This is a genomic window from Pseudomonas gozinkensis (genome assembly GCF_014863585.1).
In the GTDB taxonomy this organism is placed as follows: domain Bacteria; phylum Pseudomonadota; class Gammaproteobacteria; order Pseudomonadales; family Pseudomonadaceae; genus Aquipseudomonas; species Aquipseudomonas gozinkensis.
On sequence record NZ_CP062253.1, the window covers coordinates 483,659 to 499,534 of the forward strand.

10 protein-coding genes are annotated in these 15,876 nt (G+C 61.9%); 9 read left to right on the plus strand and 1 reads right to left on the minus strand.

The window, feature by feature from the left end:
- Positions 1-158: 158 nt before the first annotated feature.
- A complete protein-coding gene (locus IHQ43_RS02140) occupies positions 159-2,606 on the minus strand; it encodes a penicillin-binding protein 1A (protein ID WP_192563212.1) in 2,448 nt (815 codons plus the stop codon).
- Positions 2,607-2,823: 217 nt separating this feature from the next.
- On the opposite strand from IHQ43_RS02140, the gene IHQ43_RS02145 reads away from it, so the two are divergent.
- The 9 genes from IHQ43_RS02145 to gltB all read left to right on the plus strand — a co-directional run bounded on the left by IHQ43_RS02145 (position 2,824) and on the right by gltB (position 15,872).
- Complete coding sequence (locus tag IHQ43_RS02145; RefSeq protein ID WP_007952389.1) at positions 2,824-3,888, plus strand: pilus assembly protein PilM; 1,065 nt, start codon at positions 2,824-2,826, stop codon at positions 3,886-3,888.
- Positions 3,888-4,454 (plus strand): PilN domain-containing protein, encoded by a 567-nt coding sequence (locus IHQ43_RS02150; protein WP_192563213.1) that lies wholly within the window; start codon positions 3,888-3,890, stop codon positions 4,452-4,454. The genes IHQ43_RS02145 and IHQ43_RS02150 overlap by 1 nt, the downstream gene beginning before the upstream one ends.
- On the plus strand, positions 4,451-5,074 hold the full coding sequence (pilO, locus tag IHQ43_RS02155) for a type 4a pilus biogenesis protein PilO (RefSeq protein ID WP_192563214.1): 624 nt from the start codon (positions 4,451-4,453) through the stop codon (positions 5,072-5,074). Before IHQ43_RS02150 ends, pilO begins: the two co-directional genes overlap by 4 nt.
- Positions 5,071-5,595 (plus strand): pilus assembly protein PilP, encoded by a 525-nt coding sequence (locus tag IHQ43_RS02160; protein ID WP_192563215.1) that lies wholly within the window; start codon positions 5,071-5,073, stop codon positions 5,593-5,595. The genes pilO and IHQ43_RS02160 overlap by 4 nt, the downstream gene beginning before the upstream one ends.
- A gap of 14 nt (positions 5,596-5,609) precedes the next feature.
- Complete coding sequence (locus IHQ43_RS02165) at positions 5,610-7,688, plus strand: type IV pilus secretin PilQ (RefSeq protein WP_192563216.1); 2,079 nt, start codon at positions 5,610-5,612, stop codon at positions 7,686-7,688.
- Positions 7,689-7,692: 4 nt separating this feature from the next.
- The gene (gene aroK, locus IHQ43_RS02170) at positions 7,693-8,211 is read left to right on the plus strand and encodes a shikimate kinase AroK (protein WP_011332081.1); all 519 of its coding nucleotides are present in this window, start codon (positions 7,693-7,695) and stop codon (positions 8,209-8,211) included.
- A 152-nt stretch (positions 8,212-8,363) separates the two neighbouring features.
- Complete coding sequence (aroB, locus tag IHQ43_RS02175; protein WP_011332082.1) at positions 8,364-9,464, plus strand: 3-dehydroquinate synthase; 1,101 nt, start codon at positions 8,364-8,366, stop codon at positions 9,462-9,464.
- Between the two features lie 10 nt (positions 9,465-9,474).
- Complete coding sequence (locus IHQ43_RS02180; RefSeq protein WP_192563217.1) at positions 9,475-11,076, plus strand: AAA family ATPase; 1,602 nt, start codon at positions 9,475-9,477, stop codon at positions 11,074-11,076.
- Between the two features lie 350 nt (positions 11,077-11,426).
- Entirely contained in the window at positions 11,427-15,872 is a 4,446-nt protein-coding gene (gltB, locus tag IHQ43_RS02185) for a glutamate synthase large subunit (RefSeq protein ID WP_192563218.1), read from the plus strand.
- Positions 15,873-15,876 lie beyond the last annotated feature (4 nt).

Consider the following 15,876-nt stretch of genomic DNA (forward strand, 5'->3'; position numbering starts at 1 on the left):
CTCCCACAGTAACCGGGTGTACGCTCCAGTTGTGAACGCCACAAAACCCTGTGGGAGCGGGCTTGCCCGCGAAAAGGCCGGCCCAGACAACACAAAATCAACAGGCAATAAAAAGCCCCGCACTTCAATCGAAGGCGGGGCTTTTTGCTGCTTCAGGATCAGAACAAGTCGATCGGCGCCTGTTCATCCGCCGGCAGCGGGCTACCCGGCACTGCGCCATTGCCGATCTCGTTGACCGATGGTGGCGTGTCTTCGGCCTTGAACAGCTCGAAGTACGCGCCCGGTGTGCTCGGCGATGCCGCACGACCGCTGACCGGGTCCACCCGCAGGCTGAGGATGCCTTCCGGCTCCGGCTGGACATGCGGTGGCTTGTCCTTGAGCGCGGCGGCCATGTAGTTCATCCAGATCGGCAGTGCCACGGTGCCGCCGAACTCCCGGCGACCGAGGCTTTCCGGCTGGTCGAAACCGGTCCACACGGTGGTCACGTAATCGGCGTTGTAGCCGGAGAACCACGCATCCTTGGATTCGTTGGTGGTACCGGTCTTGCCGGCGATGTCGCTGCGGCCCAGGGCCAGTGCGCGACGACCGGTGCCGAGCTTGATCACGTCCTGCAGCATGCTGTTGAGGATGTAAGTAGTACGGCCATCGACGATGCGCTCGGCGACTGCCGGTGCTTGCGGCACAGCGGCGCTGCCAGGCGCTTCACCCGGAACCGGCGCTGCATTGACCGTGAATGCCTGAGTGGCGGGCGCAGCAATACCGTCGGTGGCCGCGCCGCCCTGCGGTACGGTCGGCGGGTTGGCGACGAACAGCGTGTCGCCATTGCGGCTTTCGATCTTGTCGATGATGTACGGGGTGATCTTGTAGCCGCCGTTGGCGAAGGTGCTCCAGCCGGTGGCGATCTCCATCGGCGTCAGGGTCGCGGTGCCCAGTGCCAGGGACAGGTTTGGCGGCAGGTCCTGCTTGTTGAAGCCGAAGCGGGTGATGTAGTCGATGGTCTTGCCTACGCCCATGGCTTGCAGCAGGCGGATCGAAACCAGGTTGCGCGATTTGTACAGCGCTTCACGCAAACGGATCGGGCCGAGGAAGGTGTTGGTGTCGTTCTTCGGACGCCAGACCTTGTCCAGGTACTCGTCGACGAACACGATCGGCGCGTCGTTGACCAGGCTGGCGGCGGTGTAGCCGTTATCCAGCGCGGCGCTGTAGACGAACGGCTTGAAGCTCGAGCCCGGCTGACGCTTGGCCTGCATCGCGCGGTTGTAGTTGCTCTGCTCGAAGGCGAAACCGCCGACCAGCGAACGGATCGCGCCGTTCTGCGGATCCAGCGACACCAGCGCGCCCTGGGCCTGCGGAATCTGGCTGAACTTCAGCGAATTGTTAGGCTGGCGCTGTACGCGCACCAGATCGCCGACCTGCGCCACATCCGATGGCTGGCGCGGTGCGGCGCCCATGCTGTTGGTATTGAGGAACGGACGGGCCCATTTCATGGTGTCCCACGCCACGTGCTCTTCACCGGTGCGGGTCAGCACCTGCAGGCCGTTCTTGTCGACCTGGGTGACAATGGCCGGTTCGAGGCTGCTGATGGTGCGCTGCTTGGTCAGTTCGGTGGCCCAGGCTTCACGGGTCTTGCCCGGCAGGCGGGATTCAGGACCACGGTAGCCGTGACGCTGGTCGTAGGTCATCAGGCCTTCGTGCAGCGCGGTGTTGGCCATTTCCTGAAGGTTGCTCGGCACCGTGGTGGTGACGCGGAAACCTTCGGTATAGGCGTCGCTGCCGTAGCGGCCGACCATTTCGGCGCGGGCCATTTCGGCGATGTACGGCGCGTTCACTTCCGGGGTCGGCACGTGATAGCTGGCATTCAGCGGTTCGTTGATCGCGGCGGTGTAGTCGGCTTCGGTGATCTTGCCGAGCTTGTACATGCGGCCGAGGATCCAGTCGCGACGCTCCTTGCTGCGCGCCGGGTTGGCCAGCGGGTTGAAGCGCGACGGGGCTTTCGGCAGGCCGGCGATCATCGCCATCTGCGCCAGGCTGACTTCGCGGATCGACTTGCCGTAATACACCTGCGCCGCCGCCTCGATGCCGTAGGCGCGGTTGCCCAGATAGATCTTGTTCACATACAGCTCAAGGATCTCGTCCTTGGTCAGCTGGCGTTCGATCTGCAGGGCCAGAAGGATTTCCGTGGTCTTGCGCGAGAAGCTGCGTTCGCTGGTCAGGAAGAAGTTCTTCGCCACCTGCATGGTGATGGTGCTGCCGCCGGACTGGATATGCCCGCTCTTGACCAGTTGGGTCGCGGCCCGCATCAGGCTGCTCGGATCGACGCCGTAGTGGTTGGCGAAGTTGTCGTCTTCAGCACTTAGTAACGCATTGATGAAATTGGGGGGAATGTCGGCGAAACGGATCGGTGTGCGGCGCATTTCGCCAAATTCTGCGATCAACTTGTTGTCGCTGCTGTACACCCGGAGCGGAATCTGCAACTGAATGCTTCTCAGCGCCTCCACAGATGGCAAACCCGGACTAAGGTAAAGAAACGCGCCGCTGAGACCTAAAAGCAGTCCGCAGAAAACGGCGACGATGGACCAACCGAAAAATTTCAGCAGACGAATCAAGGCTTTTGGACATCCACGGCAAAGAATGAATTGGGCGACAGGGTTCCGGGTAACACACAGAACGACCCGCGCCGGCAGTAAAAAGCGGAAAAAAACGCTGGGCATTATAAGCACTTTTCCGCTGGGGGCGTCATTTGCGCTTCTGTCAAGACGGGGCGAGGGAACGCAATGCGCATTACAGAGTCCGTAACTCACGGATAGTCATAGGGAATTGGTAGTGCTAGGACTCTTCAATAAAAAGGCCAATACGTTACTGGGGATCGACATCAGCTCCACTTCGGTGAAGCTGCTGGAGCTGAGCCGCCAAGGTGAGCGCTACCGGGTCGAGGCGTACGCGGTGGAGCCGTTGCCGGCGAGTGCCGTGGTCGAAAAGAATATCGCCGAGCTCGAAGGCGTCGGCCAGGCCCTGTCCCGAGTGCTGGTCAAGGCGCGCACCGGGTTGAAAACCGTGGCGGTGGCAGTGGCCGGCTCGGCGGTGATCACCAAGGTCATCGAGATGGACGCCGGGCTGTCCGACGACGAGCTGGAAAACCAGCTCAAGATCGAGGCCGATCAATACATTCCCTATCCGCTGGACGAGGTCGCCATCGACTTTGAAGTCCAGGGCGTTTCGCCGCGCAACCCCGAGCGGGTCAACGTGCTGCTGGCCGCCTGTCGCAAGGAAAACGTCGAAGTCCGCGAGGCGGCACTCGCCCTCGCCGGGCTGACCGCGCGAGTGGTGGATGTCGAAGCCTATGCACTGGAGCGCTCGTTCGGCCTGCTGGCCACCCAACTCGCCGCGTCCCAGGATCGGCTGACAGTGGCCGTGGTCGATATCGGCGCCACCATGACTACCCTCAGCGTCCTGCACAACGGCCGGATCATCTACACCCGCGAACAACTGTTCGGCGGTCGACAACTGACCGAGGAAATCCAGCGCCGTTATGGCCTGACCCTTGAGCAGGCGGGGCTCGCCAAGAAGCAGGGCGGCTTGCCGGACGACTACGTCAGCGAGGTGCTGCAACCGTTTCGCGAGGCGCTGGTACAGCAGGTGTCGCGCTCCCTGCAGTTCTTTTTCGCTTCCGGCCAGTACAACGCCGTTGACCATATTCTGCTGGCGGGCGGCACGGCGTCGGTGCCCGGGCTGGACCGGCTGATCGAGGAACGCCTGAATACCCCGACCCAGGTCGCCAACCCGTTTTCCGACATGGCCTTGAGCAGCAAGGTCAACGCCGGGGCCCTGGCGAGCGATGCGCCGGCCCTGATGATTGCCTGCGGGCTCGCGCTCAGGAGTTTCGACTGATGGCGCGGATCAACCTTTTACCCTGGCGCGAGGAGCGCCGCGAAGAGCGGCGCAAACGCTTCCTGCTGGCCTTGACCGGTGTGGTGGTCGGTTCGGTGGGGGCAGTGCTCATCGCCGATCAGATCATCAGTGCCGGCATTGCACGGCAGGTCGCGCGCAATGACTACATCGGCAGGCAGATCGCCGTGGTCGACGAGCGGATCAAACAGATCAGCGACCTCAAGGCCCATCGCCAGCAACTGGTGGAGCGCATGCGCATCATCCAGGACTTGCAGGGCAACCGGCAGATCAGCGGGCGGATCTTCGATCAGCTGGCGCGCACCTTGCCCGACGGGGTGTATTTCACCGACGTGAAAATGGTCGGCAAGACCCTGTCGATCAGCGGTGCGGCGGAGTCCAACAATCGGGTGTCCGACCTGATGCGCAACCTTGACGCTTCCGACTGGTTCGATGCGCCCAACCTCAATGAAGTGAAAGCCACCACCGCCGGGCAAGTGGATCAGGCCAACGTTTTTCAGCTGACGGTGCGCCAGACTCGACCCCGGCTCGAGGAGGGCGACCAATGAAGCCGTCCGAGTGGCTGGAAAGCCTGCGCAATGTCGATTTCAACGACCTGAACACCAGCAACATCGGTTCCTGGCCGCCAGCGGTAAAAGGTCTGGCCGGCGGGCTGTTGATGGTGCTGGTCCTGGCGCTTGGCTATAACTTTTTCATCAGCGACCTGGAGAGCCAGCTCGAGCTCAAGCGCGAAGAGGAAATTACCCTCAAGGAGCAGTTCGCAAGCAAGGCGCACATGGCGGCCAATCTCGAGCTGTACACCCAACAGATGAAGGAGATGGAAAACTCGTTCGGCGTGCTGTTGCGGCAACTGCCCAGTGACACCGAAGTGCCGGGGTTGCTGGAAGACATCACCCGCACCGGACTGGGCAGCGGTCTTGAATTCGAAGAGATCAAGCTGCTGCCGGAGGTCACCCAGCAGTTCTACATCGAACTGCCCATCCAGATCACCGTGACCGGTGCCTATCACGACCTCGCCACCTTCGTCAGTGGCGTGGCCGGGCTGCCGCGGATCGTCACCCTGCACGATTTCGAGCTGGCGCCGGCCAATCCCGAAGGCGGGCCGAAATTGCGCATGAGCATTCTCGCCAAGACCTACCGCTACAACGACAAGGGGCTGCAAAAATGAGCCCGATCCGTTTTATCGCCTTGTCGGCATTGTTATTGGTACTCAGTGGCTGTGGCGGCGATGACTTCAGCGACCTCGACGCCTACATGAATGAGGTGCGGCTGCGTCCGCCCGGCAAGATCGAACCGACCCCGACATTTCGCTCCTACCCGACGTTCACCTACAGCGCCGCCAACCTGCGCAGTCCGTTTTCGCGTCAGCTGCGGGTCGATCTGGCCGGGCAGAAACATGGCTCGCGTGACGTGAAACCCGATCCCAACCGGGTCAAGCAATACCTCGAAGGCTTCAACATCGAGCAGTTTGAAATGGTCGGCACGATTGCCAACGCCTCCGGCTCCTTCGCGCTGTTGCGTGGTGCGGGCGGAGTCCATCGGCTCAAGGTCGGTGATTACCTGGGCCGCAATGACGGGCGCATCATCGCGATCAGCGCTTCACAGGTCGATGTGGTGGAAATCGTTCCGGATGGCCAGGGCGCCTGGCTTGAGCGGCCGCGCACCATTCCTTTGAAAGAGCACTCATAAGTGGAAGTCGAACAATGAACAGGATTTTCTCCACCCTCGGTTTTTCGCTATGGATAGCGCTGCTTTCGCCGATGGTACAGGCAGCCAATCTGAAGGCGCTGGACGTCGCGGCACTGCCGGGCGACCGGGTCGAGCTGAAGCTGTCGTTCGACGGCCCGCCTCCGCAGCCCAAGGGCTACACCACCGATTCACCGGCGCGGATCGCCCTCGATCTGCCGGGTGTCGCCAGTCAACTGGCGAGCAAGACCCGTGACCTGGGCAGTGGCAATGCCCGCACAGCCACGGTGGTCGAGGCCAATAACCGGACGCGGCTGATCATCAGCCTGACGCAACTGGCGCCTTACGACACCCGGGTCGAAGGCAATACGGTGTTCGTGGTGGTCGGGCAGGGCAGCAAAGTCGCTGCACCGCGTACGGCGGCTCGTGCACCGCGCGCAGCACCTGCTGCGGCGCCGGTCCGCACGTATACGCCGACCGCCAGGGCCATTCGCGGCGTGGATTTCCAGCGTGGCACGGCGGGCGAGGGCAACGTGGTCATCGACTTGTCCGATCCGGCCATTGCCCCGGACATCCAGGAACACGACGGCAAGATCATCCTCAATTTTGCCCGTACCCAATTGCCCGAACCGCTGCGGGTGCGCCTCGACGTCAAGGATTTCGCCACCCCGGTGCAGTTCGTCAATGCCGGTGTCAGCGGAGATCGCGCGACGATCACCGTCGAGCCCAGCGGGACTTTCGACTATTCCACTTACCAGACCGACAACAAGCTGACCGTCAGCATCCGGCCTTTGACCGTCGATGACCTGCAAAAGCGCAACGCCGATCGCAACAGCTATAACGGCGAAAAGCTCTCTCTCAACTTCCAGGACATCGATGTGCGTTCGGTGCTGCAACTGATCGCCGACTTCACCAACCTCAACCTGGTGGCCAGCGACACGGTGCAGGGCGGCATTACCTTGCGCCTGCAGAACGTGCCGTGGGATCAGGCGCTGGATCTGGTGCTCAAGACCAAAGGCCTGGACAAGCGCAAGGTCGGCAACGTGTTGCTGGTGGCGCCGGCCGATGAAATCGCTGCCCGCGAACGGCAGGAATTGGAGTCGCAGAAGCAGATCGCCGAACTGGCGCCGCTGCGCCGCGAACTCCTGCAAGTGAACTACGCCAAGGCTGCGGACATCGCCAAGCTGTTCCAGTCAGTCACCAGTGCCGAGGCCAAGGTCGACGAGCGCGGTTCGATCACCGTCGATGAGCGGACCAACAACATCATTGCCTACCAGACTCAGGATCGCCTCGACGAGCTGCGGCGGATCGTGGCGCAGCTGGATATTCCGGTGCGCCAGGTGATGATCGAGGCGCGGATCGTCGAGGCCAACGTCGATTACGACAAGAGTCTGGGTGTGCGCTGGGGTGGTTCCATCCAGAACAAGGGCAACTGGAACACTTCCGGGGTCAGCAACGGCTCTTCGACCACCATCGGTACGCCGGGCAGCACCAGCACCAACTCGCCGTTCGTCGACATGGGCACGGTCAACAACACCTCCGGAATCGGCATCGCGTTCATCACCGACAACGTCTTGCTCGACCTTGAGCTGACCGCGATGGAGAAGACCGGCAACGGCGAAATCGTCTCGCAGCCCAAGGTGGTCACCTCCGACAAGGAAACCGCGAAGATCCTCAAGGGCACCGAGATCCCGTACCAGGAGGCCAGCTCCAGCGGCGCTACGTCGGTGTCCTTCAAGGAGGCGTCGCTTTCGCTGGAGGTGACGCCGCAGATCACCCCGGACAACCGCATCATCATGGAGGTGAAAGTCACCAAGGATGAACCGGACTACCTGAACAAAGTGCAGGACGTACCGCCGATCAAGAAGAACGAGGTCAATGCCAAGGTACTGGTGAACGACGGCGAGACCATCGTGATTGGCGGGGTTTTCTCAAATACTCAAAGCAAGGTTGTAGATAAGGTGCCATTTCTTGGCGATGTGCCGTATCTTGGCCGCCTTTTCCGGCGTGATGTGGTTTCGGAGAAAAAATCCGAGCTGCTGGTATTTCTCACTCCGCGTATCATGAATAACCAGGCGATTGCTGTGAGTCGTTGATTCTGTGCGAAATTTGATTCTTGTAGGACCGATGGGGGCTGGAAAAAGCACCATCGGCCGATTACTGGCCAAAGAGCTGCGCCTGCCGTTCAAGGATTCCGACAAGGAAATTGAACTGCGTACGGGCGCCAATATCCCGTGGATCTTCGACAAGGAAGGCGAGCCCGGCTTTCGTGACCGTGAGCAGGCGATGATCGCCGAGCTGTGCGCGTTCGACGGCGTGGTCCTGGCGACCGGCGGCGGCGCGGTGATGCGCGATGCCAACCGTAAAGCCCTGCACGAGGGCGGGCGGGTGGTCTATCTGCACGCCTCCGTCGAGCAGCAGGTCGGCCGAACGTCACGCGACCGCAACCGGCCGCTGCTGCGCACGGCCAATCCCGAGAAAACCCTGCGTGACCTGCTGGCGATCCGTGATCCGCTCTATCGGGAAATCGCCGATCTGGTGGTGGAAACCGACGAGCGGCCACCGCGCATGGTCGTACTCGACATTCTCGACCGTCTGGCGCAGCTTCCGCCCCGTTAAAGCATCGCCCGAAATGCGCTATCCTCGGCGTCCTGTCACAACCCGTCGAGGTTGTGGCGGATGGCGTGCGAGCGGCGTCATACCCGCTATAGGCCGCAGACAACCAATAATTCAGGGCAGGACGCCTGCTTCCATCTTCACTGTGGGGACACATGCAGACACTCAAGGTCGACCTAGGCGAGCGCAGCTACCCGATTCACATTGGCGAAGGATTACTGGACCAGCCTGAGCTGCTGGCCCCGCATATCCACGGTCGGCAAGTGGCAATCATCTCCAACGAGACTGTTGCGCCGCTCTATCTCGAACGTCTGACCCGCAGCCTGGCGCAGTTTTCGGTGGTTTCCGTGGTGTTGCCCGACGGCGAAGCCTTCAAGAACTGGGAAACCCTGCAACTGATCTTCGACGGCTTGCTGACCGCCCGTCACGACCGCCGCACCACGGTGATCGCCCTCGGTGGCGGCGTGATCGGCGACATGGCCGGTTTCGCGGCCGCCTGCTATCAGCGCGGCGTCGATTTCATCCAGATTCCTACCACGCTGCTGTCCCAGGTCGATTCGTCGGTGGGCGGCAAGACCGGCATCAACCATCCGCTGGGCAAGAACATGGTCGGCGCGTTCTATCAGCCGAACGTGGTGCTGATCGATACCGCGTCCCTGAAAACCCTGCCAGCGCGCGAGCTGTCGGCGGGCCTGGCGGAGGTCATCAAGTACGGTCTGATCTGCGACGAGCCGTTCCTGACCTGGCTCGAAGACAATGTCGACGCCCTGCGTGCGCTGGATCAAACGGCCCTGACATACGCTATCGAGCGTTCCTGCGCCGCCAAGGCCGCGGTGGTCGGCGCCGACGAGAAAGAAACCGGTGTACGGGCCACCCTCAATCTCGGCCACACCTTTGGCCACGCCATCGAAACCCACATGGGCTATGGTGTCTGGTTGCATGGCGAAGCGGTTGCTGCTGGTACCGTGATGGCGCTGGAAATGTCCGCGCGCCTGGGCTGGATCAGCGAGCAGGAGCGCGATCGCGGCATCCGCCTGTTCCAGCGTGCCGGTCTGCCGGTGATTCCGCCGGAAGAGATGACCGAAGCCGATTTTCTTGAACACATGGCAATTGACAAAAAAGTGATCGACGGTCGCTTGCGCCTGGTGCTGCTGCGCCGGATGGGCGAAGCGGTGGTGACCGACGATTATCCGAAAGAGGTTCTACAGGCCACGCTGGGAGCGGACTACCGCGCTCTGGCTCAGCTTAAAGGTTAATAAGATTCCGATGACTAGTTTGCATGCCGACGAGGCGTTCCTCGGCCATTTCCAGTTAAGTCACGACCCTTTCGCGCCGCGGGTGCCGGGCTTCAAATTCTTCCCGGCCCAGCGCAAACCGGTGCTGGGTCAACTGCATCATCTGGCGCGTTACAGCCAGTTGCTGCTGGTGGTCACCGGCCCGCAGGGCAGCGGCAAGACCCTGCTGCGTCAGGCACTGGTTGCCAGCACCAACAAACAATCGGTGCAGAGCGTTGTTGTCTCCGCCCGTGGCGCCGGCGATGCAGCCGGTGTGCTGCGTCAGGTGGCGCAGGCGCTGGACGTGGCCCAGGCCGAGGTCGGGGCGATCCTCGATCAGGTTGTGCAACTCGCGCTGACCGGTCAGGAAGTCTATCTGCTGGTGGACGATGCCGAGCAGCTCGGCGAGTCCGCGCTTGAAGCCCTGATGGCGCTGGGCGCCGGCGCGCCGGAAGGCCGTCCGCATGTGTTCCTGTTCGGTGAGTCGTCGCTGATCGCGCAGCTTGAGGGCTTGCACCTTGAGGAAGAGCGCTTCCACGTCATCGAACTACAGCCGTACACCGAAGAAGAAACTCGCGAGTATCTCGACCAGCGGCTCGAAGGCGCCGGCCGGGGTGTCGAACTTTTCACCGCGGATCAGATCTCTGATATTCACGAAAGCTCCGAGGGTTGGCCGGGCAATATCAACCAGGTCGCTCGCGATGCTCTGATCGAAGTCATGATTGCCAGCCGCTCTGCGGTCAAGCGTCCAAGTATGGGGTTCAACATGCCGAAGAAACACGTATTGGCGATTTCCGCCGTCGTTGTGGTCGCGGTCGCCGCCGCCTGGCTGATGCCGGGTCGCAACAAGGCACCGACCACCGGTGCGCCGGCCAACGAGCAGGCGCAACTGCCATTGGGCCAGGGCACGCCGCAGGCGGGTGGCGCGCCGTCCGTCGAATTCAACGGCAATACCCAGCCGATGCCGCTGCCGCTGGTCGGCAATTCCCAACCGGTAATGCGCGGTCCGCTGGCTGAAGCCGCGGGTGGTATCACTGAAGGCGACGATGGCGTGCCGGTCGAAGGCTCCAGTAACACGCCACCGACCGTGACCACCACCGCGCCACCTGCGGGCGTTCAGGCCGGCCCTGCGCCGACCCCGGTTCCGGTTCCAGTCCCGGCAGCCAAGCCGACGCCGGCACCGACCCAGGTCGCGACCGCCAAGCCTGCTCCGGCCGCTCCAGTGGCCAAACCGGCTCCGGCGCCTGCCAAGCCTGTTGCCGCCGCGAAACCTGCCGAGAAGCCGGTCACCGTCGCCAAGGCTGCCGGTGGCAGCTGGTACGCCGGTCAGCCGACCAGCAATTACGTGGTGCAGATCCTCGGCACCAGCTCCGAAGCGACCGCGCAAAGCTTCGTCAAGGAGCAGGGCGGCGAGTACCGTTATTTCAAGAAAGTCCTCAACGGCAAGCCTCTCTACGTGATCACCTACGGCAACTTCGCCAATCGTGATGCAGCCGTTTCTGCCATCAAGGCCTTGCCAGCGAAGGTTCAGGCTGGTAAACCTTGGCCTCGCACTGTCGCCAGCGTCCAACAGGAACTGGCAACAACTCGCTGAAGATTCGGCGGCCTTACCCAGGCCGCCTCTCCAAGCACCTCAAAATCTCTACAAGTGCGCGCCGTCTCTACAGACCGCGTGCCTTGTGGTGTCTGCGTCACAGTAGTCTTTGAGTCGTTGCGGTCAAAATTAAAAAAGTTTTGACTAGCACAGCAGATCGCTTTAAACCTTTCACAAATGCGACATGAATTTGCGACATTTCGTCGTCAAATTTGTGAGCCTCTGTGTCGCTGTGTACAATGACCACCCTTTTGCCCCCGCTAAGCCGGCGTACGTTCGGCGCGAGATGCAAGTGGTTGAATTGAAAAGAAATTTGCCTCGAAAAGAGGCAGCCTGGTGAGAAAGTGTCTATGAAAGCAGGTCTGTACCAACCAGATGAATTCAAGGATAACTGCGGTTTCGGCCTGATAGCCCATATGCAGGGCGAACCCAGTCATACCCTTTTGCAAACGGCCATCGAGGCCCTGACCTGCATGACCCACCGCGGTGGGATTAATGCCGACGGCAAGACCGGTGACGGTTGCGGTCTGCTGATTCAAAAGCCCGACGCGTTCCTGCGTGCCATTGCCCAGGAAACCTTCAGCGTCGAGCTGCCCAAGCAATATGCCGTGGGCATGGTCTTCTTCAATCAGGATCCGGCCAAGGCCGAAGCCGCTCGCGAGAACATGAACCGCGAGATCCTGGCCGAAGGCCTGCAACTGATCGGCTGGCGCAAAGTGCCGATCGACACCAGCGTCCTCGGCCGCCTGGCCCTTGAGCGCCTGCCGCAGATCGAGCAGGTGTACATCGGCGGCGAAGGCCTGAGCGATCAGGACATGGCGGTCAAGCTGTTCAGCGCCCGTCGTCGTTCGTCGGTGGCCAACGCCGCCGACACCGACCACTACATCTGCAGCTTTTCCCACAAGACCATCATCTATAAAGGCCTGATGATGCCGGCCGACCTGGCCGCGTTCTATCCCGACCTGGGTGACCAGCGCCTGCAAACCGCAATCTGCGTGTTCCACCAGCGCTTCTCCACCAACACCCTGCCGAAATGGCCGCTCGCCCAGCCATTCCGCTTCCTCGCCCACAACGGCGAGATCAACACCATCACCGGTAACCGCAACTGGGCCCAGGCCCGTCGCACCAAGTTCACCAACGATCTGATGGATCTGGAAGAACTCGGCCCGCTGGTCAACCGTGTCGGTTCCGACTCCTCGAGCATGGACAACATGCTGGAGCTGATGGTCACCGGCGGCATCGACCTGTTCCGTGGCGTGCGGATGATCATTCCGCCAGCGTGGCAGAACGTCGAAACCATGGACCCGGATCTGCGTGCGTTCTACGAGTACAACTCGATGCACATGGAGCCGTGGGACGGCCCGGCCGGCGTGGTAATGACCGACGGTCGCTACGCGGTGTGCCTGCTCGACCGTAACGGTCTGCGCCCGGCGCGCTGGGTCACCACCACCAACGGTTTCATCACCCTCGCGTCGGAAATCGGAGTGTGGGACTACAAGCCTGAAGACGTGATTGCCAAAGGCCGTGTCGGCCCGGGCCAGATCTTCGCCGTGGACACCGAAACCGGGCAGATCCTCGACACCGACGCGATCGACAACCGTCTGAAATCCCGTCATCCGTACAAGCAATGGCTGCGCAAGAATGCCCTGCGCATCCAGGCGACCATGGAAGACAACGACCACGGTTCGGCTTTCTACGACGTCGATCAGCTCAAGCAATACATGAAGATGTATCAGGTCACGTTCGAAGAGCGCGATCAGGTACTGCGTCCGCTCGGCGAACAAGGCTACGAAGCCGTCGGCTCGATGGGCGACGACACGCCGATGGCCGTGCTGTCCCAGCGCGTGCGCACGCCGTACGACTATTTCCGTCAGCAGTTCGCCCAGGTGACCAACCCGCCGATCGACCCGCTGCGTGAAGCGATCGTGATGTCGCTGGAGATCTGCCTCGGTGCCGAGCGCAACATCTTCCAGGAGTCGCCGGAGCACGCTTCGCGTGTGATCCTCAGCTCGCCGGTCATTTCCCCGGCCAAGTGGCGCTCGCTGATGAACCTCGACCGCCCGGGTTTCGAGCGGCAGATCATCGACCTCAACTACGACGAAAGCGTCGGCCTCGAAGCGGCGATCCGCAATGTCGCCGATCAGGCTGAAGAAGCCGTGCGTGCCGGTCGTACCCAGATCGTTCTGAGCGACCGCCATATCGCCCCGGGCAAACTGCCGATCCACGCCTCGCTGGCCACCGGCGCGGTGCACCACCGCCTGACCGAAAAAGGCCTGCGTTGCGACTCCAACATCCTGGTTGAAACCGCCACTGCCCGCGATCCGCACCACTTCGCGGTGCTGATCGGCTTCGGTGCGTCGGCGGTCTATCCGTTCCTGGCCTACGAAGTGCTGGGCGACCTGATCCGTACCGGTGAAGTCCTGGGCGACCTCTACGAGGTGTTCAAGAACTACCGCAAAGGCATCACCAAAGGCCTGTTGAAGATCCTGTCGAAGATGGGCATCTCGACCATCGCGTCCTATCGCGGTGCTCAGCTGTTCGAAGCCATCGGTCTGTCCGAGGAAGTCTGCGAGCTGAGCTTCCGTGGCGTGCCGAGCCGCATCAAGGGTGCGCGTTTCGTCGACATCGAAGCCGAACAGAAAGCACTCGCCACCGAAGCCTGGAGTCCGCGCAAGCCGATCCAGCAGGGCGGTCTGCTGAAGTTCGTCCACGGTGGCGAATACCACGCGTACAACCCGGACGTGGTCAACACCCTGCAAGCCGCCGTGCAGCAGGGCGACTACGCCAAGTTCAAGGAATACACCTCGCTGGTGGACAACCGTCCGGTGTCGATGATCCGCGACCTGTTCAAGGTCAAGACCCTCGACACGCCGCTGGACATCAGTGAAGTCGAGCCGCTGGAATCGGTACTCAAGCGCTTCGACTCCGCCGGTATCTCGCTGGGCGCCCTGTCGCCGGAAGCTCACGAAGCCCTGGCCGAAGCCATGAACCGCCTCGGTGCGCGTTCCAACTCCGGCGAAGGCGGCGAAGACCCGGCGCGCTACGGCACCATCAAGAGCTCGAAAATCAAGCAGGTCGCGACCGGCCGTTTCGGGGTGACCCCGGAATACCTGGTCAACGCCGAAGTGCTGCAGATCAAGGTCGCTCAGGGCGCCAAACCGGGCGAGGGCGGGCAACTGCCGGGCGGTAAAGTGAACGGGCTGATCGCCAAACTGCGTTACGCAGTACCGGGCGTGACCCTGATTTCGCCACCGCCGCACCACGACATCTACTCGATCGAAGACTTGTCGCAGCTGATCTTTGACCTGAAACAGGTCAACCCGAAGGCGCTGGTCTCGGTGAAACTCGTGGCTGAAGCAGGCGTCGGCACCATCGCCGCCGGTGTGGCCAAGGCCTATGCGGACTTGATCACTATCTCCGGCTACGACGGCGGCACCGGTGCTTCGCCGCTGACCTCGATCAAATACGCTGGTGCGCCGTGGGAACTCGGCCTCGCCGAAACCCACCAGACTCTGCGCGGCAACGACCTGCGCGGCAAGGTCCGGGTCCAGACCGACGGCGGCCTGAAAACCGGCCTCGACGTGATCAAGGCAGCCATCCTCGGCGCCGAAAGCTTCGGCTTCGGCACTGCACCGATGATCGCGCTGGGCTGCAAATACCTGCGTATCTGCCACCTGAACAACTGCGCCACCGGCGTTGCGACTCAGAACGAGAAGCTGCGCAAGGATCACTACATCGGCACCGTCGACATGGTGGTGAACTTCTTCACCTACGTCGCCGAAGAAACCCGTGAGTGGCTGGCGAAGCTGGGCGTGCGTTCCCTCGAAGAGCTGATCGGCCGTACCGATCTGCTGGAAATCCTCGAAGGCCAGACTGCCAAGCAACATCACCTGGATCTGACCCCGCTGCTGGGCAGCGATCACATCCCGGCGGACAAACCGCAGTTCTGCGGCGTCGAGCGCAACCCGCCATTCGACCAGGGCCTGCTGGCCGAGAAAATGGTCGAGATGGCAACGTCGGCGATCAACGACCTCAGCGGCGCCGAGTTCGATCTGGACATCTGCAACTGCGACCGTTCGATCGGCGCACGGATCTCCGGCGAAATCGCGCGCAAGCACGGCAACCAGGGCATGGCGAAAGCGCCAATCACCTTCCGCTTCAAGGGCACTGCCGGTCAGAGCTTCGGCGTGTGGAACGCCGGCGGTCTGAACATGTACCTGGAAGGCGATGCCAACGACTACGTCGGCAAAGGCATGACCGGTGGCAAGCTGACCATCGTGCCGCCGAAGGGCAGCGTTTATAAGACTCAGGAAAGCGCCATCATCGGCAACACCTGCCTGTACGGCGCCACGGGCGGCAAGCTGTTCGCCGCCGGCACCGCAGGCGAGCGTTTCGCCGTGCGCAACTCCGGTGCCCACACGGTCGTGGAAGGCACTGGCGATCACTGCTGCGAGTACATGACCGGTGGTTTCGTCTGCGTTCTGGGCAAGACCGGTTACAACTTCGGCTCTGGCATGACCGGTGGTTTCGCCTACGTGCTCGATCAGGACAACACCTTCGTTGACCGGGTCAACCACGAACTGGTGGAAATCCAGCGGATCAGCGGCGAGGCGATGGAAGCCTATCGCAGCCACCTGCAGAACGTGCTGAACGAGTACGTCGCGGAAACCGACAGCGAGTGGGGTCGTGAACTCGCCGAGAACCTCGATGACTACCTGCGTCGTTTCTGGCTGGTCAAGCCGAAGGCTGCCAACCTGAAGTCGTTGCTTTCCAGCACCCGTGCCAACCCGCAGTGATATG

Bases quoted from the DNA above. Each gene is read 5' to 3' on its own strand.
- gltB (WP_192563218.1), top strand. From the start codon at position 11,427: ATGAAAGCAGGTCTGTACCAACCAGATGAATTCAAGGATAACTGCGGT.
- IHQ43_RS02180 (WP_192563217.1), top strand. From the start codon at position 9,475: ATGACTAGTTTGCATGCCGACGAGGCGTTCCTCGGCCATTTCCAGTTA.
- IHQ43_RS02165 (WP_192563216.1), top strand. From the start codon at position 5,610: ATGAACAGGATTTTCTCCACCCTCGGTTTTTCGCTATGGATAGCGCTG.
- IHQ43_RS02150 (WP_192563213.1), top strand. From the start codon at position 3,888: ATGGCGCGGATCAACCTTTTACCCTGGCGCGAGGAGCGCCGCGAAGAG.
- IHQ43_RS02160 (WP_192563215.1), top strand. From the start codon at position 5,071: ATGAGCCCGATCCGTTTTATCGCCTTGTCGGCATTGTTATTGGTACTC.
- pilO (WP_192563214.1), top strand. From the start codon at position 4,451: ATGAAGCCGTCCGAGTGGCTGGAAAGCCTGCGCAATGTCGATTTCAAC.
- aroB (WP_011332082.1), top strand. From the start codon at position 8,364: ATGCAGACACTCAAGGTCGACCTAGGCGAGCGCAGCTACCCGATTCAC.